The sequence below is a fragment of the Streptomyces sp. V2I9 genome, assembly GCF_030817475.1.
Lineage (GTDB): Bacteria > Actinomycetota > Actinomycetes > Streptomycetales > Streptomycetaceae > Streptomyces.
Window position 1 is genome coordinate 4,133,379 of record NZ_JAUSZJ010000002.1, and the last position, 18,911, is coordinate 4,152,289.

Consider the following 18,911-nt stretch of genomic DNA (forward strand, 5'->3'; position numbering starts at 1 on the left):
CCCGGCCGGGGTGTGGCGTCGCGCACCCGCGGTGGGTCCTTGGCGTCGTTCCGCTCCGCGGGGGGAACGGGCGCGGTTCGCCCCGGCGCGGGCGAGGCCGCCGCCGGGGCGGACGTCCGGTCGTAGGATGTGATCACCGGCATGGCCGGTTGCCGGCCGGCCCGTCAGGCCGGCCGGTGGGGGTTCCGGTGCCGCCGGATGCGCGCCCGCGTTTGAGCCGACGCCCGCTCGGGGTAGTATTCCCGGCTCGATTGGCCAGGCCCGCGCCCCGTATGGCACACTGACCAGGTTGCTCGGTTGAGTGTCAATGCTGCGCGCCTCCCGCCGGGAGGACCGGAAGCGAGTCCCACAGTACTCGTCGGCCCCCAGGGCCGGACGTACGGGAATCTTCCGGGAAGCAATGCAGGGCGCCGGCCAGGCACCCGGTGGGTGTTCCACCCCCGGTTCCGCGGTCCTCGGGCCCGCACCCCCTTGGTTGGGATCTCCCTGGCGGGAGATTTTCGTAGAGGGGATGCGACACGCCCGACCGCGTGGGTCGGAGGCGGAGTCCGGAGAACCCCTGGGTTCCAGAGCGTTAAACAGAGAGACAGGACTACTAGTAGCCATGGCGGGACAGAAGATCCGCATCCGGCTCAAGGCCTACGACCACGAGGTCATCGACTCCTCGGCGAAGAAGATCGTCGAGACGGTGACCCGCACTGGTGCGTCGGTCGCGGGCCCGGTGCCGCTGCCCACTGAGAAGAACGTGTACTGCGTCATCAAGTCGCCGCACAAGTACAAGGACTCTCGCGAGCACTTCGAGATGCGCACGCACAAGCGGCTCATCGACATCCTCGACCCCACGCCGAAGACGGTTGACTCGCTGATGCGCCTCGACCTCCCGGCCGGCGTCGACATCGAGATCAAGCTCTGAGGGGACGGGCCGAGATGAGCAAGAACATCAAGGGCGTCCTGGGCGAGAAGCTCGGTATGACCCAGGTCTGGGACGAGAACAACCGGGTCGTCCCGGTGACCGTCGTCAAGGCCGGTCCGTGCGTCGTGACGCAGGTGCGCACGAACGACAACGACGGCTACGAAGCGGTCCAGATCGCCTTCGGCGAGATCGACCCGCGCAAGGTGAACAAGCCCCTCAAGGGTCACTTCGCCAAGGCCGACGTCACCCCGCGCCGCCACCTGGTCGAGCTCCGCACCCCTGACGCCGGCGAGTACACGCTGGGCCAGGAGGTCACCGCCGCTGTGTTCGAGTCCGGCGTCAAGGTCGACGTCACGGGCAAGAGCAAGGGCAAGGGCTTCGCCGGTGTCATGAAGCGTCACAACTTCAAGGGCGGCAACGCGTCCCACGGTGCCCACCGTGTGCACCGCATGCCGGGCTCCATCGGTGGCTGTGCCACCCCCGGCCGTGTCTTCAAGGGCATGCGCATGGCGGGTCGCATGGGCAACGAGCGTGTCACCACCCAGAACCTGACCATCCACGCGGTTGACGCGGAGAAGGGTCTGCTCCTCATCAAGGGCGCGGTCCCCGGTCCGAACGGCGGCCTCGTCCTGGTCCGTACCGCGGCCAAGGGGGCTTGAGGTAATGAGCACCATTGACATCCTTTCGCCGGCAGGCGACAAGGCCGGTACCGTCGAGCTCCCCGCGGAGATCTTCGACGCGAAGACCAGCGTTCCGCTGATCCACCAGGTCGTCGTCGCTCAGCTGGCGGCTGCCCGACAGGGCACGCACAAGACCAAGACCCGCGGTGAAGTCCGCGGCGGTGGCAAGAAGCCGTACCGCCAGAAGGGCACCGGCCGCGCCCGTCAGGGCTCGACCCGCGCCCCGCAGTTCGCCGGCGGTGGCGTCGTCCACGGCCCGCAGCCGCGTGACTACTCGCAGCGGACCCCGAAGAAGATGAAGGCCGCCGCTCTGCGCGGTGCCCTCTCCGACCGGGCCCGTCACTCCCGCATCCACGTCGTCACCGGCGTGGTCGAGAGCGAGATCTCCACCAAGGCCGCCAAGACGCTGCTCGGCAAGATCTCGGAGCGCGCCAACGTGCTCCTGGTCGTCGAGCGCTCCGACGAGGCCGCGTGGCTGTCCGCGCGCAACCTGCCCCAGGTGCACATCCTGGAGCCGGGCCAGCTCAACACGTACGACGTGATCGTCTCTGACGACGTGGTCTTCACCCAGGCCGCCCTCGAGTCCTTCGTGTCTGGCCCCCAGACCGCTGAGACCGAAGGGAGCGCCGCCTGATGAGTGAGGCGACCGTTACCAGCAAGACGTACTCGGACCCGCGTGACGTTCTCGTCAAGCCCGTGGTCTCCGAGAAGAGCTACGCGCTGCTCGACGAGAACAAGTACACGTTCATCGTCGCGCCCGGCTCCAACAAGACCCAGATCAAGCAGGCCGTGGAAGCGGTCTTCTCGGTCAAGGTCACCGGGGTCAACACGATCAACCGGCAGGGTAAGCGCAAGCGCACCAAGACCGGCTTCGGCAAGCGCTCCGACACGAAGCGCGCCATCGTGACCCTCGCCGAGGGCGACCGTATCGACATCTTCGGCGGCCCGACCTCCTAGTGAGGTCGAGTCGTCCGGAATCGGACGAGGACTGAGAAATGGGTATCCGCAAGTACAAGCCGACGACCCCGGGCCGTCGTGGCTCCAGCGTCGCCGACTTTGTCGAGATCACGCGGTCCACGCCGGAGAAGTCGCTGGTCCGCCCTCTGCACAACAAGGGCGGCCGTAACAACGCCGGTCGTGTGACCGTTCGCCACCAGGGTGGTGGCCACAAGCGCGCCTACCGCGTGATCGACTTCCGTCGTCACGACAAGGACGGCGTGCCGGCCAAGGTCGCGCACATCGAGTACGACCCGAACCGCACCGCGCGCATCGCGCTGCTGCACTACGCGGACGGCGAGAAGCGTTACATCGTCGCTCCCCGTGGCCTGTCGCAGGGTGACCGTGTCGAGAACGGTCCGACCGCCGACATCAAGCCCGGCAACAACCTGGCGCTGCGCAACATCCCGGTCGGTACGACCATCCACGCCATCGAGCTGCGGCCCGGCGGCGGCGCGAAGTTCGCCCGTTCCGCGGGTACCTCCGTGCAGCTGCTGGCGAAGGAGGGCACCATGGCCCACCTTCGTATGCCGTCCGGCGAGATCCGTCTGGTCGACGCGCGCTGCCGCGCGACGATCGGCGAGGTCGGCAACGCCGAGCAGTCGAACATCAACTGGGGCAAGGCCGGCCGCATGCGCTGGAAGGGCGTTCGCCCGACCGTCCGCGGTGTCGCGATGAACCCGGTTGACCACCCGCACGGTGGTGGTGAAGGCAAGACCTCCGGTGGACGCCACCCGGTCTCGCCGTGGGGTCAGAAGGAGGGTCGTACGCGTTCTCCCAAGAAGGCGAGCAACAAGTACATCGTCCGCCGCCGCAAGACGAACAAGAAGCGCTAGGAGCGGGTTTAGATGCCGCGCAGTCTCAAGAAGGGGCCCTTCGTCGACGGCCACCTCATCAAGAAGGTGGACGTACAGAACGAGGCAGGCACCAAGAACGTCATCAAGACCTGGTCCCGTCGCTCGATGATCGTCCCGGCCATGCTGGGTCACACCATCGCGGTGCACAACGGCAAGATCCACGTCCCGGTGTTCGTCACCGAGTCGATGGTCGGCCACAAGCTCGGCGAGTTCTCGCCGACTCGCACCTTCCGCGGCCACGTCAAGGACGACCGGAAGTCGAAGCGCCGCTAGCGCGGGGTGGAAACGACTATGACTTACACCGAAGGGACAACCATGGAAGCCAGGGCCCAGGCGCGGTACATCCGCGTCACGCCCATGAAGGCCCGCCGCGTGGTGGACCTCATCCGTGGCATGGATGCCACGGAGGCTCAGGCGGTCCTGCGTTTCGCCCCGCAGGCCGCGAGCGTGCCGGTCGGCAAGGTGCTGGACAGCGCCATTGCCAACGCCGCACACAACTACGACCACACCGACGCCTCTTCGCTGGTCATCAGCGAGGCGTACGTGGACGAGGGTCCGACCCTGAAGCGGTTCCGTCCGCGTGCCCAGGGCCGTGCCTACCGGATCCGTAAGCGGACCAGCCACATCACCGTGGTCGTCAGCAGCAAGGAAGGAACCCGGTAATGGGCCAGAAGGTAAACCCGCACGGGTTCCGGCTCGGCATCACCACGGACTTCAAGTCCCGCTGGTACGCCGACAAGCTGTACAAGGACTACGTCAAGGAAGACGTCGCCATTCGTCGCATGATGACGAAGGGCATGGAGCGGGCCGGCATCTCGAAGGTCGAGATCGAGCGCACCCGCGACCGCGTCCGCGTTGACATCCACACCGCCCGCCCGGGCATCGTCATCGGTCGCCGTGGCGCCGAGGCCGACCGCATCCGTGGCGAGCTGGAGAAGCTGACCGGCAAGCAGGTCCAGCTGAACATCCTCGAGGTCAAGAACCCCGAGGTGGACGCTCAGCTGGTGGCCCAGGCCGTCGCCGAGCAGCTCTCCTCCCGCGTCTCCTTCCGTCGGGCCATGCGCAAGAGCATGCAGTCCTCGATGAAGGCCGGCGCCAAGGGCATCAAGATCCAGTGCGGCGGTCGCCTCGGCGGCGCCGAGATGTCCCGCTCGGAGTTCTACCGCGAGGGCCGTGTGCCCCTGCACACGCTCCGCGCGAACGTCGACTACGGCTTCTTCGAGGCCAAGACGACCTTCGGCCGTATCGGCGTGAAGGTCTGGATCTACAAGGGCGACGTCAAGAACATCGCCGAGGTTCGCGCCGAGAACGCCGCGGCCCGCGCCGGTAACCGTCCGGCTCGTGGCGGCGCTGACCGCCCGGCCGGCCGCGGTGGCCGTGGTGGCGAGCGTGGCGGTCGCGGCCGTAAGCCGCAGCAGTCGCCGGCAGCCGAGGCCCCCAAGGCCGACGCCGCCGCTGCTCCGGCTGCTGAGAGCACCGGAACGGAGGCCTGACCGAAATGCTGATCCCCCGTAGGGTCAAGCACCGCAAGCAGCACCACCCGAAGCGCAGCGGTATGTCCAAGGGTGGCACGCAGGTTGCGTTCGGCGAGTACGGCATCCAGGCGCTGACCCCGGCGTACGTGACGAACCGTCAGATCGAGTCCGCTCGTATCGCGATGACCCGTCACATCAAGCGTGGCGGCAAGGTCTGGATCAACATCTACCCGGACCGTCCCCTGACGAAGAAGCCCGCCGAGACCCGCATGGGTTCCGGTAAGGGTTCTCCCGAGTGGTGGATCGCGAACGTCAAGCCCGGTCGGGTGATGTTCGAGCTGTCCTACCCGAACGAGAAGATTGCTCGTGAGGCGCTCACCCGCGCTGCTCACAAGCTTCCGATGAAGTGCCGGATCGTTCGGCGCGAGGCAGGTGAGTCGTGATGTCGGCCGGTACCAAGGCGTCCGAGCTGCGCGAGCTGGGCGACGAGGAGCTCCTCAACAAGCTCCGCGAAGCCAAGGAAGAGCTGTTCAACCTCCGCTTCCAGGCGGCGACGGGCCAGCTCGAGAACCACGGCCGGCTCAAGTCCGTCCGTAAGGACATCGCCCGGATCTACACCCTGATGCGTGAGCGCGAGCTGGGCATCGAGACGGTGGAGAGCGCCTGATGAGCGAGAAGACTGTGACTGAGACGAACACCGAGCGCGGTTTCCGCAAGACCCGTGAGGGTCTGGTCGTCAGCGACAAGATGGACAAGACCGTCGTCGTCGCTGTCGAGGACCGTGTGAAGCACGCCCTGTACGGCAAGGTCATCCGCCGTACGAACAAGCTCAAGGCCCACGACGAGCAGAACTCCGCCGGCGTCGGCGACCGCGTCCTCATCATGGAGACGCGTCCGCTGTCCGCCTCGAAGCGCTGGCGCATCGTCGAGATCCTCGAGAAGGCCAAGTAATTCCTGAGGGGTTTCCCTCAGGTCAGTTCCGCCAGGCTCGGTGAGGGTGCTCCGTAAGTCACTTACGGAGCACCCCGCCGGGAACCGGCAGACGATCAGGAGATAGACGTGATCCAGCAGGAGTCGCGACTGCGCGTCGCCGACAACACGGGTGCGAAGGAAATTCTCACCATTCGTGTTCTCGGTGGCTCGGGTCGCCGCTACGCGGGTATCGGTGACGTCATCGTCGCCACCGTCAAGGACGCGATCCCCGGTGGCAACGTGAAGAAGGGTGACGTCGTCAAGGCCGTCATCGTTCGCACCGTCAAGGAGCGTCGTCGTCAGGATGGCTCGTACATCCGCTTCGACGAGAACGCCGCCGTCATTCTGAAGAACGACGGCGACCCCCGCGGCACCCGCATCTTCGGCCCCGTGGGCCGGGAGCTGCGCGAGAAGAAGTTCATGAAGATCATCTCGCTCGCGCCGGAGGTGCTGTAAGCATGAAGATCAAGAAGGGCGACCTGGTCCAGGTCATCACCGGTAAGGACAAGGGCAAGCAGGGCAAGGTCATCGTGGCCTACCCCGCTCAGGACCGCGTCCTCGTCGAGGGTGTCAACCGGGTCAAGAAGCACACCAAGGCCGGTCAGACGGCTCGCGGTTCGCAGACGGGTGGCATTGTGACCACCGAGGCTCCGATCCACGTCAGCAACGTTCAGCTGGTCGTGGAGAAGGACGGCAACAAGGTTGTCACCCGCGTCGGCTACCGCTTTGACGACGAGGGCAACAAGATCCGCGTTGCCAAGCGGACCGGTGAGGACATCTGATGACTGCCACCACTGCGCCGCGTCTCAAGACGCGCTACCGCGAGGAAATCGCCGGCAAGCTGCGTGAGGAGTTCTCGTACGAGAACGTCATGCAGGTTCCCGGTCTGGTCAAGATCGTGGTCAACATGGGTGTGGGCGACGCCGCCCGCGACTCCAAGCTGATCGACGGGGCCGTCCGCGACCTCACCACGATCACCGGTCAGAAGCCGGCCATCACCAAGGCCCGCAAGTCCATCGCGCAGTTCAAGCTGCGCGAGGGCCAGCCGATCGGCTGCCACGTCACCCTCCGCGGTGACCGGATGTGGGAGTTCCTGGACCGTACGCTGTCGCTCGCGCTGCCGCGTATCCGTGACTTCCGTGGCCTGTCGCCGAAGCAGTTCGACGGCCGTGGCAACTACACCTTCGGTCTCACGGAGCAGGTCATGTTCCACGAGATCGACCAGGACAAGATCGACCGGGTCCGGGGCATGGACATCACCGTGGTCACCACGGCGACCAACGACGACGAGGGTCGTGCCCTGCTTCGTCACCTCGGCTTCCCGTTCAAGGAGAACTGACCGTGGCGAAGAAGGCTCTGATCGCTAAGGCCGCCCGTAAGCCGAAGTTCGGCGTTCGCGGGTACACCCGCTGCCAGCGCTGCGGCCGGCCCCACTCCGTCTACCGCAAGTTCGGCCTGTGCCGCGTGTGCCTTCGTGAGATGGCTCACCGTGGCGAGCTGCCGGGCGTGACCAAGAGCTCCTGGTAACTCTCCTTCGCCCCCTGGGCGTTGGAAGTTCCCGGAGACTCTCGGTAAGCATCTGGTCGGCAGGAGCCCCGCCTTTCATGCCGTAGGCTTGAAGGGTTGGGCGCCTGCCGCCCAAGACCGACTTACTACGCCGTAGGTCCCCGCACCGCACCCGTCCCGCCAGTGAGTGGGGAGAGGGATGGCGCATACAGGAAACCCCGGCGAGAGAGGCCGAAGGCCAATTCATGACCATGACTGATCCCATCGCAGACATGCTCACGCGTCTGCGTAACGCGAACTCGGCGTACCACGACTCCGTCGTGATGCCGCACAGCAAGATCAAGTCGCACATCGCGGAGATCCTCCAGCAGGAGGGCTTCATCACCGGCTGGAAGGTCGAGGACGCCGAGGTCGGCAAGAACCTCGTCCTCGAGCTGAAGTTCGGCCCGAACCGCGAGCGCTCGATCGCCGGCATCAAGCGGATCTCGAAGCCGGGTCTGCGTGTATACGCAAAGTCCACCAACCTGCCGAAGGTCCTCGGCGGCCTGGGCGTGGCGATCATCTCCACGTCCCACGGTCTCCTGACCGGCCAGCAGGCAGGCAAGAAGGGCGTAGGTGGGGAAGTCCTCGCCTACGTCTGGTAGTCGGGAAAGGAAGGAAAGCTCATGTCGCGAATCGGCAAGCTCCCCATCCAGGTTCCCGCCGGTGTGGACGTCACCATCGATGGCCGTACGGTCGCGGTGAAGGGCCCCAAGGGTTCCCTCACGCACACCGTCGCCGCGCCGATCGAGGTCTCCAAGGGTGAGGACGGCGTTCTCAACGTCACCCGCCCGAACGACGAGCGTCAGAACAAGGCCCTCCACGGCCTGTCCCGCACGCTGGTGGCGAACATGATCACCGGCGTGACCGCGGGTTACTCCAAGGCGCTCGAGATCAGCGGTGTCGGTTACCGCGTCCAGGCAAAGGGCTCCAACCTGGAGTTCGCCCTGGGCTACAGCCACCCGGTCCTCATCGAGGCGCCGGAGGGCATCACCTTCAAGGTCGAGTCGCCCACGAAGCTCAGCGTCGAGGGCATCGACAAGCAGAAGGTCGGCGAGGTAGCCGCCAACATCCGCAAGCTGCGGAAGCCCGACCCGTACAAGGCCAAGGGCGTCAAGTACGCGGGCGAGGTCATCCGCCGCAAGGTCGGAAAGGCTGGTAAGTAGCCATGGCATACGGTGTGAAGATCGCCAAGGGCGACGCGTACAAGCGCGCTGCTCGCAAGCGGCGCCACATCCGCGTCCGCAAGCACCTGTCGGGTTCGCCGGAGCGTCCCCGTCTGGTCGTGACGCGTTCCAACCGCCACATCGTGGCCCAGGTCATCGACGACATCGCGGGCCACACGCTCGCGTCGGCGTCGACCCTGGACACCTCGATCCGTGGTGGCGAGGGTGACAAGAGCGCCCAGGCCAAGCAGGTCGGCGCCCTGGTCGCCGAGCGTGCCAAGGCCGCAGGCGTCGAGACCGTCGTGTTTGACCGCGGTGGTAACCAGTACGCCGGGCGGATTGCCGCTCTGGCTGACGCCGCCCGTGAAGCCGGGCTGAAGTTCTAAGCCCCGGTTCCTACGCACAGCGGACGTAACAGAGAGAGGTAATTCCCATGGCTGGACCCCAGCGCCGCGGAAGCGGTGCCGGTGGCGGCGAGCGGCGGGACCGGAAGGGCCGCGACGGTGGCGCAGCCGCCGAGAAGACCGCGTACGTCGAGCGCGTCGTCGCGATCAACCGCGTCGCCAAGGTTGTGAAGGGTGGTCGTCGCTTCAGCTTCACCGCGCTTGTCGTGGTGGGCGATGGTGACGGCACCGTCGGTGTCGGATACGGCAAGGCCAAGGAAGTTCCCGCGGCCATCGCCAAGGGTGTCGAAGAGGCCAAGAAGAACTTCTTCAAGGTCCCGCGCATCCAGGGCACCATCCCTCACCCGATCACGGGCGAGAAGGCTGCGGGCGTCGTCCTGCTCAAGCCGGCTTCCCCCGGTACCGGTGTCATCGCCGGTGGTCCGGTGCGCGCCGTGCTCGAGTGCGCCGGCGTTCACGACATCCTGTCGAAGTCGCTTGGCTCGTCCAACGCGATCAACATCGTTCACGCGACCGTGGAGGCCCTGAAGGGCCTGCAGCGTCCCGAGGAGATCGCGGCCCGCCGCGGTCTGCCCCTCGAGGACGTCGCCCCCGCGGCTCTGCTGCGTGCACGTGCGGGAGCGGGTGCGTAATGGCTCGCCTCAAGATCACTCAGACCAAGTCGTACATCGGCAGCAAGCAGAACCACCGCGACACCCTGCGTTCGCTCGGGCTCAAGCGCCTGAACGACTCGGTTGTCAAGGAGGACCGCCCCGAGTTCCGCGGAATGGTGCACACCGTCCGCCACCTCGTGACGGTTGAGGAGGTTGACTGACATGGCGGAGAACAGCCCGCTGAAGGCCCACAACCTCCGGCCTGCCCCGGGCGCCAAGACCGCCAAGACCCGTGTGGGTCGTGGTGAGGCGTCCAAGGGTAAGACCGCAGGCCGTGGTACCAAGGGTACGAAGGCCCGTTACCAGGTTCCGGAGCGCTTCGAGGGTGGCCAGATGCCCCTCCACATGCGTCTCCCGAAGCTCAAGGGCTTCAAGAACCCGTTCCGCACGGAGTACCAGGTCGTGAACCTGGACAAGCTCGCGACGCTCTACCCCGAGGGTGGAGAGGTCACGGTGGCCGACCTGGTCGCCAAGGGCGCTGTGCGCAACAACCACCTCGTCAAGGTCCTCGGACAGGGCGAGATCTCCGTGGCACTGCAGGTTTCGGTTGACGCCGTCTCCGGCTCCGCCAAGGAGAAGATCACCGCCGCCGGCGGTACGGTCACCGAGCTCGTCTGAGCCACGGGACAGAACTGAGCCCGGTCGGCCGCCTCCTCGGAGGTGGCCGGCCGGGTTTTTTCGTGTTCGGGGCGCTGTACGGGAACCGTAAAGGCTCGGGAAAGGTTGAAGAGGTGTCCACCGCGACGGCGGTGGGGGAGCGGAGGGGACGTACCCGTCCCAAATCGTGCGGCTTGACCGGTCTTTCACGGCGTGATCGGGCGGGCGGGCGGTGCACCGGCGTGCGGTGCGTGTTTCCTGCCCAGTCCCGCGCCGGGTAGGGTAGCGCCGTTCATCTTTTGTGGCCTCCTTACGATGTAGGGCTGCCTTGTATCCGAACCCATCCAGACCCATCCAGACCCGTCGCCTCTGACGCATAGCGCGGGGGTCGCAGGAGGCACCGTGTTCACCGCGTTCGCCCGAGCGTTCAAGACGCCCGACCTGCGCAAGAAGCTGCTCTTCACGCTCGGCATCATCGTGCTGTACCGGCTCGGGGCGCACGTCCCGGCCCCGGGTGTGGACTACTCGAAGGTGCAGCAGTGCATCGACCAGGCCGACTCGGGTGGTCTCCTCGGTCTGATGCAGATGTTCAGCGGTGGCGCTCTGCTGCAGATCACCATCTTCGCGCTCGGCATCATGCCGTACATCACGGCCAGCATCATTCTCCAGCTGCTGACCGTCGTGATCCCGCGCCTGGAAGCCCTGAAGAAGGAGGGGCAGTCCGGCACGGCGAAGATCACGCAGTACACGCGTTATCTGACGGTCGCGCTGGCCATCCTCCAGGGCACCGGCCTCGTCGCCACCGCGCGCAGCGGCGCGCTCTTCCAGAACTGCTCCGTGGGCAGCCAGATCGTCCCGGACAAGTCGATCTTCACCACGGTCATCATGGTCATCACGATGACCGCCGGTACGGCCGCCGTCATGTGGCTCGGTGAGCTGATCACCGACCGCGGCATCGGCAACGGCATGTCGATCCTCATGTTCATCTCGATCGCCGCCACGTTCCCGGGCGCCCTGTGGGCGATCAAGGAGAGCGGCAAGCTGGCCGACGGCTGGATCGAGTTCGGCACGGTCATCCTGATCGGCTTCGTGATGGTCGGCCTCGTCGTCTTCGTCGAGCAGGCCCAGCGCCGCATCCCGGTGCAGTACGCGAAGCGCATGATCGGGCGCCGTTCCTACGGCGGTACGTCCACGTACATCCCGCTCAAGGTGAACCAGGCGGGTGTGATTCCCGTCATCTTCGCTTCGTCGCTGCTCTACATTCCGGCGCTGATCGTGCAGTTCTCCGGCTCCACCGCGGGCTGGGCGACCTGGATCACGGACAACTTCGTGACCGGCACGCATCCGTACTACATCGCGACGTACTTCGTCCTCATCGTGTTCTTCGCCTTCTTCTACGTCGCCATTTCGTTCAACCCCGACGAAGTCGCCGACAACATGAAGAAGTATGGTGGCTTCATCCCGGGTATCCGGGCAGGCCGACCTACTGCCGAGTATCTGAGCTACGTGCTCAACAGGATCACTTGGCCGGGCTCGCTGTATCTGGGCCTGATCGCTCTGGTGCCGACGATGGCGTTGGCAGGCTTCGGCGGAGCTAACCAGAACTTCCCGTTCGGCGGGACGAGCATCCTCATCATCGTGGGTGTGGGTCTGGAAACCGTGAAGCAGATCGAGAGTCAGCTCCAGCAGCGCAATTACGAAGGGTTCCTCCGCTGATGCGAATCGTCCTCGTCGGGCCTCCGGGTGCCGGCAAGGGAACGCAGGCTGCGTACCTTGCCAAGAACCTGTCGATTCCGCACATCTCCACGGGCGACCTGTTCCGCGCCAACATGAGCCAGGGCACCGACCTTGGCGTGCAGGCCCGCGCCTACATCGACGCGGGGCAGCTGGTGCCGGACGAGGTCACCATCGGGATGGCCAAGGACCGCATGTCCCAGGCGGACGCCGTGAACGGCTTCCTGCTGGACGGCTTCCCGCGGAACGTGGGCCAGGCCGAAGCCCTTGACGTGATGCTCAAGGACGAGGGCGTGAAGCTGGACGCGGTCCTCGATCTGGAGGTCCCCGAGGAAGAGGTCGTGAAGCGGATCGCGGGTCGCCGCGTCTGCCGCAAGGACAGCTCGCACGTCTTCCACCTGTCGTACAGCCCGCCGAAGACCGAGGGCGTCTGCGACACCTGCGGCGGCGAGCTGTACCAGCGTCACGACGACAGCGAGGAGACGGTCCGTACGCGGCTGGAGGTCTACCACACGCAGACCGAGCCGATCATCGACTACTACCGGGCCCAGGGCCTGGTGGTGACCATCTCCGCGCTGGGCGAGGTCGCCGACGTGACCTCCCGCGCCATGGAGGCGCTGAAGTCCTCGACCGAGGGCTGAGCCTCACCCGCACCACCCGCTGTGCAAGCCGGCCGCGGCGCCTCTGGGCGCCGCGGCCGACTGCTTGCGCCCGTATCGTTGAACACGCCGAGCCGTACCCGTCACCGTCGATGCAGAGAGGCGCCGAGCAATGGTGCAGATCAAGACCCCCGAGCAGATCGCGAAGATGCGCGAGGCGGGGCTGGTGGTCGCCGCCATTCACGCCGCCACCCGTGAGGCGGCCGTGCCGGGGGCCACCACGCACGACCTGGACCAGGTCGCCCGCAAGGTGATCGCGGACCACGGCGCGAAGTCGAACTTCCTCGGGTACGGCGGGTTCCCCGCGACCATCTGCACCTCGGTCAACGAGGTGGTCGTCCACGGCATCCCGGACGAGAAGACGGTCCTCAAGGACGGCGACATCATCTCCATCGACGCCGGCGCGATCGTCGACGGCTGGCACGGCGACGCCGCGTACACGGCCTTCGTGGGCACCGGTCACGCGCCGGAGCTGATCGAGCTCTCCCGCGTCACCGAGGAGTCGATGTGGGCCGGGATCGCCGCGATGAAGGTGAACAACCGCCTCGTGGACATCTCCCGTGCGATCGAGACCTACATCCGGCGCCAGCCCCGCCCGGCGACCGGCAAGTACGGGATCATCGAGGACTTCGGCGGCCACGGCATCGGCACCGAGATGCACATGGACCCGCACCTGCTGAACTACGTCTCCCGCAAGCGCGGCAAGGGCATCAAGCTGGTTCCGGGCGTCTGCCTGGCGATCGAGCCGATGGTCTCGCTCGGGACGGCCCGCACGGAGACGCTGGCCGACGACTGGACGGTCATCACGACGGACGGCACCTGGTCCTCGCACTGGGAGCACTCCATCGCGCTGACCGAGCAGGGCCCGCTGGTCCTGACCGCCCCGGACTGCGGGAAGGCGAAGCTCGCGGAGTACGGGATCGAGGCGGCGCCGGACCCGCTCGGCTGACCGCCGGGCCGATACAACCCTTCCGGCAGGTCTAAGGATCACCGGTGGTGGGCAAACTTGACGGATTCGTCTTTTGGAGTCCGCTGACGTAGACTGACTCGTCGGCTCTGGTGCATCCGTGTGCCCGCATGTTGCACACGCGATACGCGAGAGCCGATCAAGGTAGCCGATTCGAAAGGCGAAGCGTGGCCAAGAAGCAAGGTGCCATCGAGATTGAGGGCACCGTGATCGAGTCCCTCCCGAACGCAATGTTCAAGGTGGAGCTCCAGAACGGTCACAAGGTCCTGGCGCACATCAGCGGCAAGATGCGGATGCACTACATCCGTATCCTCCCCGATGACCGTGTTGTGGTGGAGCTCTCTCCGTACGACCTCACGCGCGGCCGGATCGTCTACCGCTACAAGTAGATCTTGCCGGCACCCCGTTTCGGCGGGTGATGGCACCTGACCCGGAGAACCTGACATCCCATGAAGGTCAAGCCGAGCGTCAAGAAGATCTGCGACAAGTGCAAGGTGATCCGCCGCCACGGCCGGGTCATGGTCATCTGCGACAACCTGCGCCACAAGCAGCGCCAGGGCTGACGCACGACCGCCTGCATCTCGCAGTTCTTCGCGCGACGCACGTAATACGTACATACGCAGTGCCCGTCCAAGCCACGGCTGACGACACCTCCGGCGGGGGCCGGGGACCCGGGCGTACCACTGCTCCTCGGGAGCGGTCGGCGGTCGGGAGCGGTACTGCGGAAGACCCCCGATATGACAACTGGAGCCATTGAATGGCACGCGTTTCAGGTGTTGACATCCCGCGCGAAAAGCGCGTGGAGGTTGCCCTCACCTACGTCTTCGGCATCGGGCGCACCCGGTCCAAGGAGATCCTCGCCAGCACCGGCGTGAACCCGGACACCCGCGTCCGCGACCTTGCCGAGGAAGACCTCGTCAAGATCCGCGAGTACGTGGACGCCAACCTCCGCACCGAGGGTGACCTCCGCCGCGAGGTCCAGGGCGACATCCGCCGCAAGATCGAGATCGGCTGCTACCAGGGCATTCGTCACCGCCGCGGTCTGCCGGTCCACGGTCAGCGCACCAGCACGAACGCGCGTACCCGCAAGGGCCCGCGTCGCGCCATCGCCGGTAAGAAGAAGCCGGGCAAGAAGTAGTCCTCAGCGGACGCACTGCGGACCTCCGGCTCTCCGGAACCCGCAGCAACCAGCGGTCTTCGCTGTAGGACCGATCACCTCCCCTCTCCATCTGGAGTCAAGACATGCCCCCCAAGGGTCGTCAGGGCGCAGCCAAGAAGGTGCGTCGCAAGGAAAAGAAGAACGTCGCTCACGGCCACGCGCACATCAAGAGCACGTTCAACAACACCATCGTCTCGATCACGGACCCCTCGGGCAACGTGATCTCCTGGGCCTCCGCCGGCCACGTCGGCTTCAAGGGCTCGCGCAAGTCCACCCCCTTCGCCGCGCAGATGGCCGCCGAGTCGGCCGCCCGCCGCGCGCAGGAGCACGGCATGCGCAAGGTCGACGTCTTCGTCAAGGGTCCCGGCTCCGGCCGTGAGACCGCGATCCGCTCCCTCCAGGCCACCGGCCTCGAGGTCGGCTCGATCCAGGACGTCACCCCGACGCCGCACAACGGCTGCCGTCCGCCGAAGCGTCGCCGCGTCTGACCCGCTACGGCCGGTGACGGCCGTGCGTCAGGAGCGCCGGGTCCGGGCGGTACACCCTATACGGGGCGTACCGCCCGTACCCTTGTTACATCTGTCGGGCATCAAATAGTGGGTGCCCACGATCGAAGGATCACCGCATGCTTATCGCTCAGCGTCCGTCGCTGACCGAAGAGGTCGTCGACGAGTTCCGCTCCCGGTTCGTGATCGAGCCGCTGGAGCCGGGCTTCGGTTACACCCTCGGCAACTCCCTCCGCCGCACCCTCCTCTCCTCGATCCCCGGCGCCGCTGTCACCAGCATCCGGATCGACGGCGTTCTGCACGAGTTCACCACCGTGCCGGGCGTCAAGGAGGACGTCACCGACCTCATCCTCAACATCAAGCAGCTGGTCGTCTCCTCGGAGCACGACGAGCCGGTCGTGATGTACCTGCGCAAGCAGGGTCCGGGTCTGGTCACCGCCGCCGACATCGCGCCCCCGGCCGGTGTCGAGGTGCACAACCCCGACCTCGTTCTCGCCACGCTCAACGGCAAGGGCAAGCTGGAGATGGAGCTGACCGTCGAGCGCGGTCGCGGTTACGTCTCCGCCGTCCAGAACAAGCAGGTCGGCCAGGAGATCGGCCGCATCCCGGTCGACTCCATCTACTCGCCGGTGCTCAAGGTCACGTACAAGGTCGAGGCGACCCGTGTCGAGCAGCGCACCGACTTCGACAAGCTGATCGTCGATGTCGAGACCAAGCAGGCCATGCGTCCCCGCGACGCCATGGCGTCGGCCGGCAAGACCCTGGTCGAGCTGTTCGGTCTGGCGCGCGAGCTCAACATCGACGCCGAGGGCATCGACATGGGCCCGTCCCCGACGGACGCCGCTCTCGCCGCCGATCTGGCTCTGCCGATCGAGGAGCTGGAGCTCACCGTCCGTTCGTACAACTGCCTCAAGCGCGAGGGCATCCACTCCGTGGGTGAGCTCGTGGCCCGTTCCGAGGCGGACCTGCTCGACATCCGCAACTTCGGCGCGAAGTCGATCGACGAGGTCAAGGCGAAGCTGGCCGGTATGGGCCTCGCGCTCAAGGACTCGCCTCCCGGCTTCGACCCGACCGCCGCCGCCGACGCCTTCGGCGCGGACGACGACGCGGACGCCGGTTTCGTGGAGACCGAGCAGTACTGAGCACCACCCGTACGACTTCCGTGAGGCGTCCGCCGCACGGGAACTGACACCGGTACCTGATACGGCCGGTGCAGCACACAAGGAGAATCACCATGCCGCGTCCCGCCAAGGGTGCCCGTCTGGGCGGCAGCGCCGCGCACGAGAAGCTGCTCCTCGCCAACCTGGCGAAGTCGCTCTTCGAGCACGGTCGCATCACGACGACGGAGGCCAAGGCCCGCCGCCTGCGCCCCGTCGCCGAGCGCCTCGTCACCAAGGCGAAGAAGGGCGACATCCACAACCGTCGCCTGGTGCTCCAGACGATCACGGACAAGAGCATCGTCCACACGCTCTTCACCGAGATCGCTCCCCGGTACGAGAACCGCCCCGGTGGTTACACCCGTATCACCAAGATCGGCAACCGTCGCGGCGACAACGCCCCGATGGCCGTGATCGAGCTCGTCGAGGCGCTGACCGTGGCCCAGCAGGCCACCGGTGAGGCCGAGGCCGCCACGAAGCGCGCGGTCAAGGAAGACGCCCTCAAGAAGGACGAGGCCCCCGCGGCCGAGTCCGCCGAGGACGCCAAGCCGGCCGACGACGCGGAGTCCAAGGACGCCTGAGCGTTCTGAGACGGACCACGGGACGGGCCCGCATCACCCTTCGGGGCGGTGCGGGCCCGTTTCGCTTGATCAGGGTGAGGAGAGGGAGACGCGGTGAGTGACGAGGCTGAGCCCGGTTTCGTACGGGTACGGCTGGACCTGTCGTACGACGGCAAGGACTTCTCCGGCTGGGCGAAGCAGACCAGTCGGCGGACGGTGCAGGGGGAGATCGAGGACGCGCTGCGGACCGTGACCCGCTCGGCCGTGACGTACGACCTGACGGTGGCGGGCCGCACGGACGCCGGGGTGCACGCGCGTGGTCAGGTCGCCCATGTGGACCTGCCGGAGGCGGTCTGGGCCGAGCACGAGGAGAAGCTCCTGCGGCGGCTCGCGGGGCGGCTGCCGCAGGACGTACGGATCTGGCGGGCGGCCCCCGCTCCGGCCGGGTTCAACGCCCGCTTCTCCGCGCTGTGGCGGCGCTACGCCTACCGTGTCGGCGACCGGCCGGGCGGTGTCGATCCGCTGACGCGCGGCCATGTCCTGTGGCACGACCGGCCGTTGGACGTGGACGCGATGAACGAGGCGGCGGCGCCGATGGTGGGGGAGCACGACTTCGCCGCGTACTGCAAGAAGCGCGAGGGCGCGACGACCATCCGGACGCTCCAGAAGCTGAGCTGGGTCCGGGACCCGGACTCCGGGGTCCTCACCGCGACCGTGCAGGCGGACGCGTTCTGCCACAACATGGTGCGGGCCCTGATCGGGGCGGCGCTGTTCGTCGGCGACGGGCGGCGGCCGGCCTCCTGGCCCGCCGAGGTGCTGGCGGCGAAGGTGCGCGACCCCGGCGTGCACGTGGTGCGCCCGCACGGGCTGACGCTGGAGGAAGTGGCGTACCCGGCGGACGCGTTGCTGGCGGCTCGGGCCGTGGAGGCCCGGAACGTACGGACGTTGCCGGGGGCGGGCTGCTGCTGAGCGGGGCTGCGCCGGCCGGTGGGCCTGGACTCCCGTGCGGATGTGCGGGAGTTCGGCCGGAGGCTCGGCGCTGTCGGGTCAGCTGTTGGGGTCGGCGGCGGCCCGGGACGCCTGGAGCTGGCCCCGGCGGTGGATCTGGCGGAACGTGAAGTCCGTCAGGTCCTTGTTGACGGCGTAGACGTTCTTGTCGGCGGTGGTGACGCGCTTGCCGTTCTCGAAGCCGCCGATGGTGAAGTAGGCGTAGCGGCCGTAGGAGTTGGAGGTCCGCAGGCAGACCGTGCCGCCGCGGCAGAAGGTGCCGACGCCCCCGCCGCTGAGGGAGGCGAGTCCGCCCGACGCCTGGTCGACGGCCTTCTTCGCGCGGGCCTCCGTGGCGAAGACGGCGACGCCGATCGTCATGGCCACCCCGTCCCTGCGGTAGGTGGCGCGGAGGAGCTGGGTGCAGCCGTTGTTCGTGAGGACCGCTCCCAGCGCACCCTGGGTGCCCGTGGCGCACTTCGCGGAGCTGCTCGTCGCGCCCTTGAGGTGGACGCGGTCGCCCATGGTGAGCTTCCTGCCGGGGAAGAACCCCTCGACGGTGACGGGCGCCTTGTCCTTCTCGGCGCTGGATATGTACTCCTTGGGGTCCGGCGGGGGCGGCGGCGCGACCGAGGAGAAGGACGGCGCGGGCGCGGAGCTTTCCGCGGGGAGCTCGGCGGGGGCGGGCAGCCGGCTCGCGTTCTTGTCGGCCTTGCCCGTGCCGCCGCCGTTCGACGTGACCACGGCGGTGGTCACGATCGCGCCGATCGCCACGGTGGCCAGCACGCCGCCGCCGATCATCAGAAGTTTCTTCCGCCGGGCCCGCGCCGCGGACCGCTCCGCCAGCGCCGCCCAGTCCGGAGTCCCGCCGCCCCCGGGCCCCCAGGAGGCCCCCCCTTGCCCAAAGCTCATGCGCGCAGTTTA

General features: G+C 67.0%; 32 protein-coding genes. 31 read left to right on the forward strand and 1 reads right to left on the reverse strand.

What is annotated here, in order from left to right:
- Nucleotides 1–604: 604 nt before the first annotated feature.
- From rpsJ to truA, 31 genes are all read left to right on the forward strand, one after another.
- Nucleotides 605–913: a 30S ribosomal protein S10 gene (gene rpsJ, locus QFZ71_RS18340; RefSeq protein ID WP_003948644.1), complete on the forward strand. Its 309-nt coding sequence runs from the start codon at nucleotides 605–607 to the stop codon at nucleotides 911–913.
- A gap of 14 nt (nucleotides 914–927) precedes the next feature.
- Nucleotides 928–1,572: a 50S ribosomal protein L3 gene (rplC, locus tag QFZ71_RS18345; RefSeq protein ID WP_307669279.1), complete on the forward strand. Its 645-nt coding sequence runs from the start codon at nucleotides 928–930 to the stop codon at nucleotides 1,570–1,572.
- 4 nt (nucleotides 1,573–1,576) lie between these two features.
- A complete protein-coding gene (gene rplD, locus QFZ71_RS18350; protein WP_307669280.1) occupies nucleotides 1,577–2,227 on the forward strand; it encodes a 50S ribosomal protein L4 in 651 nt (216 codons plus the stop codon).
- On the forward strand, nucleotides 2,227–2,550 hold the full coding sequence (gene rplW / locus QFZ71_RS18355) for a 50S ribosomal protein L23 (RefSeq protein ID WP_007446738.1): 324 nt from the start codon (nucleotides 2,227–2,229) through the stop codon (nucleotides 2,548–2,550). The genes rplD and rplW overlap by 1 nt, the downstream gene beginning before the upstream one ends.
- A gap of 38 nt (nucleotides 2,551–2,588) precedes the next feature.
- The gene (gene rplB, locus QFZ71_RS18360; protein WP_307669281.1) at nucleotides 2,589–3,425 is read left to right on the forward strand and encodes a 50S ribosomal protein L2; all 837 of its coding nucleotides are present in this window, start codon (nucleotides 2,589–2,591) and stop codon (nucleotides 3,423–3,425) included.
- Nucleotides 3,426–3,437: 12 nt separating this feature from the next.
- On the forward strand, nucleotides 3,438–3,719 hold the full coding sequence (gene rpsS / locus QFZ71_RS18365; RefSeq protein ID WP_003966956.1) for a 30S ribosomal protein S19: 282 nt from the start codon (nucleotides 3,438–3,440) through the stop codon (nucleotides 3,717–3,719).
- A gap of 42 nt (nucleotides 3,720–3,761) precedes the next feature.
- Nucleotides 3,762–4,109 carry a 50S ribosomal protein L22 gene (gene rplV / locus QFZ71_RS18370; protein ID WP_004571827.1) on the forward strand — a complete coding sequence of 116 codons (348 nt, stop codon included), beginning with the start codon at nucleotides 3,762–3,764 and terminating at the stop codon, nucleotides 4,107–4,109.
- Nucleotides 4,109–4,939, forward strand: a complete 831-nt coding sequence (gene rpsC / locus QFZ71_RS18375; protein ID WP_003966954.1) for a 30S ribosomal protein S3 — start codon at nucleotides 4,109–4,111, stop codon at nucleotides 4,937–4,939. The genes rplV and rpsC overlap by 1 nt, the downstream gene beginning before the upstream one ends.
- A 5-nt stretch (nucleotides 4,940–4,944) precedes the next feature.
- Nucleotides 4,945–5,364: a 50S ribosomal protein L16 gene (gene rplP, locus QFZ71_RS18380; RefSeq protein ID WP_003966953.1), complete on the forward strand. Its 420-nt coding sequence runs from the start codon at nucleotides 4,945–4,947 to the stop codon at nucleotides 5,362–5,364.
- A complete protein-coding gene (gene rpmC, locus QFZ71_RS18385; protein ID WP_003966952.1) occupies nucleotides 5,364–5,588 on the forward strand; it encodes a 50S ribosomal protein L29 in 225 nt (74 codons plus the stop codon). The genes rplP and rpmC overlap by 1 nt, the downstream gene beginning before the upstream one ends.
- The gene (rpsQ, locus tag QFZ71_RS18390) at nucleotides 5,588–5,872 is read left to right on the forward strand and encodes a 30S ribosomal protein S17 (protein WP_018490820.1); all 285 of its coding nucleotides are present in this window, start codon (nucleotides 5,588–5,590) and stop codon (nucleotides 5,870–5,872) included. Before rpmC ends, rpsQ begins: the two co-directional genes overlap by 1 nt.
- 108 nt (nucleotides 5,873–5,980) lie before the next feature.
- Entirely contained in the window at nucleotides 5,981–6,349 is a 369-nt protein-coding gene (gene rplN, locus QFZ71_RS18395; protein ID WP_003966950.1) for a 50S ribosomal protein L14, read from the forward strand.
- A 2-nt stretch (nucleotides 6,350–6,351) separates the two neighbouring features.
- A complete protein-coding gene (rplX, locus tag QFZ71_RS18400; protein WP_003966949.1) occupies nucleotides 6,352–6,675 on the forward strand; it encodes a 50S ribosomal protein L24 in 324 nt (107 codons plus the stop codon).
- A complete protein-coding gene (gene rplE / locus QFZ71_RS18405) occupies nucleotides 6,675–7,232 on the forward strand; it encodes a 50S ribosomal protein L5 (protein ID WP_307669282.1) in 558 nt (185 codons plus the stop codon). Before rplX ends, rplE begins: the two co-directional genes overlap by 1 nt.
- 2 nt (nucleotides 7,233–7,234) lie before the next feature.
- Complete coding sequence (locus QFZ71_RS18410; RefSeq protein ID WP_003948630.1) at nucleotides 7,235–7,420, forward strand: type Z 30S ribosomal protein S14; 186 nt, start codon at nucleotides 7,235–7,237, stop codon at nucleotides 7,418–7,420.
- A 224-nt stretch (nucleotides 7,421–7,644) separates the two neighbouring features.
- A complete protein-coding gene (gene rpsH / locus QFZ71_RS18415) occupies nucleotides 7,645–8,043 on the forward strand; it encodes a 30S ribosomal protein S8 (RefSeq protein ID WP_003966947.1) in 399 nt (132 codons plus the stop codon).
- Between the two features lie 21 nt (nucleotides 8,044–8,064).
- Nucleotides 8,065–8,604 (forward strand): 50S ribosomal protein L6, encoded by a 540-nt coding sequence (gene rplF / locus QFZ71_RS18420; protein ID WP_307669283.1) that lies wholly within the window; start codon nucleotides 8,065–8,067, stop codon nucleotides 8,602–8,604.
- 2 nt (nucleotides 8,605–8,606) lie between these two features.
- Complete coding sequence (gene rplR / locus QFZ71_RS18425) at nucleotides 8,607–8,990, forward strand: 50S ribosomal protein L18 (protein WP_228993329.1); 384 nt, start codon at nucleotides 8,607–8,609, stop codon at nucleotides 8,988–8,990.
- A 47-nt stretch (nucleotides 8,991–9,037) separates the two neighbouring features.
- A complete protein-coding gene (gene rpsE / locus QFZ71_RS18430) occupies nucleotides 9,038–9,640 on the forward strand; it encodes a 30S ribosomal protein S5 (protein ID WP_006126891.1) in 603 nt (200 codons plus the stop codon).
- Nucleotides 9,640–9,822: a 50S ribosomal protein L30 gene (gene rpmD / locus QFZ71_RS18435; protein WP_003966943.1), complete on the forward strand. Its 183-nt coding sequence runs from the start codon at nucleotides 9,640–9,642 to the stop codon at nucleotides 9,820–9,822. Before rpsE ends, rpmD begins: the two co-directional genes overlap by 1 nt.
- 1 nt (nucleotide 9,823) lies before the next feature.
- On the forward strand, nucleotides 9,824–10,279 hold the full coding sequence (gene rplO, locus QFZ71_RS18440; RefSeq protein ID WP_003966942.1) for a 50S ribosomal protein L15: 456 nt from the start codon (nucleotides 9,824–9,826) through the stop codon (nucleotides 10,277–10,279).
- A 381-nt stretch (nucleotides 10,280–10,660) separates the two neighbouring features.
- Nucleotides 10,661–11,974 (forward strand): preprotein translocase subunit SecY, encoded by a 1,314-nt coding sequence (secY, locus tag QFZ71_RS18445; protein ID WP_307669284.1) that lies wholly within the window; start codon nucleotides 10,661–10,663, stop codon nucleotides 11,972–11,974.
- Nucleotides 11,974–12,633 carry an adenylate kinase gene (locus QFZ71_RS18450; RefSeq protein ID WP_307669285.1) on the forward strand — a complete coding sequence of 220 codons (660 nt, stop codon included), beginning with the start codon at nucleotides 11,974–11,976 and terminating at the stop codon, nucleotides 12,631–12,633. The genes secY and QFZ71_RS18450 overlap by 1 nt, the downstream gene beginning before the upstream one ends.
- Nucleotides 12,634–12,763: 130 nt before the next feature.
- Complete coding sequence (gene map / locus QFZ71_RS18455) at nucleotides 12,764–13,600, forward strand: type I methionyl aminopeptidase (RefSeq protein WP_307669286.1); 837 nt, start codon at nucleotides 12,764–12,766, stop codon at nucleotides 13,598–13,600.
- A 185-nt stretch (nucleotides 13,601–13,785) separates the two neighbouring features.
- A complete protein-coding gene (gene infA, locus QFZ71_RS18460; RefSeq protein ID WP_003956442.1) occupies nucleotides 13,786–14,007 on the forward strand; it encodes a translation initiation factor IF-1 in 222 nt (73 codons plus the stop codon).
- A gap of 60 nt (nucleotides 14,008–14,067) precedes the next feature.
- A complete protein-coding gene (gene rpmJ / locus QFZ71_RS18465; RefSeq protein ID WP_003956441.1) occupies nucleotides 14,068–14,181 on the forward strand; it encodes a 50S ribosomal protein L36 in 114 nt (37 codons plus the stop codon).
- A 194-nt stretch (nucleotides 14,182–14,375) separates the two neighbouring features.
- Complete coding sequence (gene rpsM / locus QFZ71_RS18470; RefSeq protein ID WP_307669287.1) at nucleotides 14,376–14,756, forward strand: 30S ribosomal protein S13; 381 nt, start codon at nucleotides 14,376–14,378, stop codon at nucleotides 14,754–14,756.
- A gap of 104 nt (nucleotides 14,757–14,860) precedes the next feature.
- On the forward strand, nucleotides 14,861–15,265 hold the full coding sequence (gene rpsK / locus QFZ71_RS18475; protein WP_003956432.1) for a 30S ribosomal protein S11: 405 nt from the start codon (nucleotides 14,861–14,863) through the stop codon (nucleotides 15,263–15,265).
- 137 nt (nucleotides 15,266–15,402) lie between these two features.
- Nucleotides 15,403–16,425: a DNA-directed RNA polymerase subunit alpha gene (locus QFZ71_RS18480; RefSeq protein ID WP_003966937.1), complete on the forward strand. Its 1,023-nt coding sequence runs from the start codon at nucleotides 15,403–15,405 to the stop codon at nucleotides 16,423–16,425.
- Nucleotides 16,426–16,517: 92 nt separating this feature from the next.
- A complete protein-coding gene (gene rplQ, locus QFZ71_RS18485; RefSeq protein ID WP_307669288.1) occupies nucleotides 16,518–17,021 on the forward strand; it encodes a 50S ribosomal protein L17 in 504 nt (167 codons plus the stop codon).
- A 93-nt stretch (nucleotides 17,022–17,114) separates the two neighbouring features.
- On the forward strand, nucleotides 17,115–17,969 hold the full coding sequence (truA, locus tag QFZ71_RS18490; protein ID WP_307669289.1) for a tRNA pseudouridine(38-40) synthase TruA: 855 nt from the start codon (nucleotides 17,115–17,117) through the stop codon (nucleotides 17,967–17,969).
- A 78-nt stretch (nucleotides 17,970–18,047) separates the two neighbouring features.
- Here truA and QFZ71_RS18495 read toward each other — a convergent pair whose 3' ends face one another.
- The gene (locus QFZ71_RS18495; RefSeq protein WP_307669290.1) at nucleotides 18,048–18,899 is read right to left on the reverse strand and encodes a hypothetical protein; all 852 of its coding nucleotides are present in this window, start codon (nucleotides 18,897–18,899) and stop codon (nucleotides 18,048–18,050) included.
- Nucleotides 18,900–18,911: the final 12 nt, after the last annotated feature.

Coding starts and splice junctions, on each gene's coding strand:
- rpsJ (WP_003948644.1), top strand. CDS start 605: ATGGCGGGACAGAAGATCCGCATCCGGCTCAAGGCCTACGACCACGAG.
- rplC (WP_307669279.1), top strand. CDS start 928: ATGAGCAAGAACATCAAGGGCGTCCTGGGCGAGAAGCTCGGTATGACC.
- rplD (WP_307669280.1), top strand. CDS start 1,577: ATGAGCACCATTGACATCCTTTCGCCGGCAGGCGACAAGGCCGGTACC.
- rplW (WP_007446738.1), top strand. CDS start 2,227: ATGAGTGAGGCGACCGTTACCAGCAAGACGTACTCGGACCCGCGTGAC.
- rplB (WP_307669281.1), top strand. CDS start 2,589: ATGGGTATCCGCAAGTACAAGCCGACGACCCCGGGCCGTCGTGGCTCC.
- rpsS (WP_003966956.1), top strand. CDS start 3,438: ATGCCGCGCAGTCTCAAGAAGGGGCCCTTCGTCGACGGCCACCTCATC.
- rplV (WP_004571827.1), top strand. CDS start 3,762: ATGGAAGCCAGGGCCCAGGCGCGGTACATCCGCGTCACGCCCATGAAG.
- rpsC (WP_003966954.1), top strand. CDS start 4,109: ATGGGCCAGAAGGTAAACCCGCACGGGTTCCGGCTCGGCATCACCACG.
- rplP (WP_003966953.1), top strand. CDS start 4,945: ATGCTGATCCCCCGTAGGGTCAAGCACCGCAAGCAGCACCACCCGAAG.
- rpmC (WP_003966952.1), top strand. CDS start 5,364: ATGTCGGCCGGTACCAAGGCGTCCGAGCTGCGCGAGCTGGGCGACGAG.
- rpsQ (WP_018490820.1), top strand. CDS start 5,588: ATGAGCGAGAAGACTGTGACTGAGACGAACACCGAGCGCGGTTTCCGC.
- rplX (WP_003966949.1), top strand. CDS start 6,352: ATGAAGATCAAGAAGGGCGACCTGGTCCAGGTCATCACCGGTAAGGAC.
- rplE (WP_307669282.1), top strand. CDS start 6,675: ATGACTGCCACCACTGCGCCGCGTCTCAAGACGCGCTACCGCGAGGAA.
- rpsH (WP_003966947.1), top strand. CDS start 7,645: ATGACCATGACTGATCCCATCGCAGACATGCTCACGCGTCTGCGTAAC.
- rplF (WP_307669283.1), top strand. CDS start 8,065: ATGTCGCGAATCGGCAAGCTCCCCATCCAGGTTCCCGCCGGTGTGGAC.
- rplR (WP_228993329.1), top strand. CDS start 8,607: ATGGCATACGGTGTGAAGATCGCCAAGGGCGACGCGTACAAGCGCGCT.
- rpsE (WP_006126891.1), top strand. CDS start 9,038: ATGGCTGGACCCCAGCGCCGCGGAAGCGGTGCCGGTGGCGGCGAGCGG.
- rpmD (WP_003966943.1), top strand. CDS start 9,640: ATGGCTCGCCTCAAGATCACTCAGACCAAGTCGTACATCGGCAGCAAG.
- rplO (WP_003966942.1), top strand. CDS start 9,824: ATGGCGGAGAACAGCCCGCTGAAGGCCCACAACCTCCGGCCTGCCCCG.
- QFZ71_RS18450 (WP_307669285.1), top strand. CDS start 11,974: ATGCGAATCGTCCTCGTCGGGCCTCCGGGTGCCGGCAAGGGAACGCAG.
- map (WP_307669286.1), top strand. CDS start 12,764: ATGGTGCAGATCAAGACCCCCGAGCAGATCGCGAAGATGCGCGAGGCG.
- rpmJ (WP_003956441.1), top strand. CDS start 14,068: ATGAAGGTCAAGCCGAGCGTCAAGAAGATCTGCGACAAGTGCAAGGTG.
- rpsM (WP_307669287.1), top strand. CDS start 14,376: ATGGCACGCGTTTCAGGTGTTGACATCCCGCGCGAAAAGCGCGTGGAG.
- rpsK (WP_003956432.1), top strand. CDS start 14,861: ATGCCCCCCAAGGGTCGTCAGGGCGCAGCCAAGAAGGTGCGTCGCAAG.
- QFZ71_RS18480 (WP_003966937.1), top strand. CDS start 15,403: ATGCTTATCGCTCAGCGTCCGTCGCTGACCGAAGAGGTCGTCGACGAG.
- rplQ (WP_307669288.1), top strand. CDS start 16,518: ATGCCGCGTCCCGCCAAGGGTGCCCGTCTGGGCGGCAGCGCCGCGCAC.
- QFZ71_RS18495 (WP_307669290.1), bottom strand. CDS start 18,899: ATGAGCTTTGGGCAAGGGGGGGCCTCCTGGGGGCCCGGGGGCGGCGGG.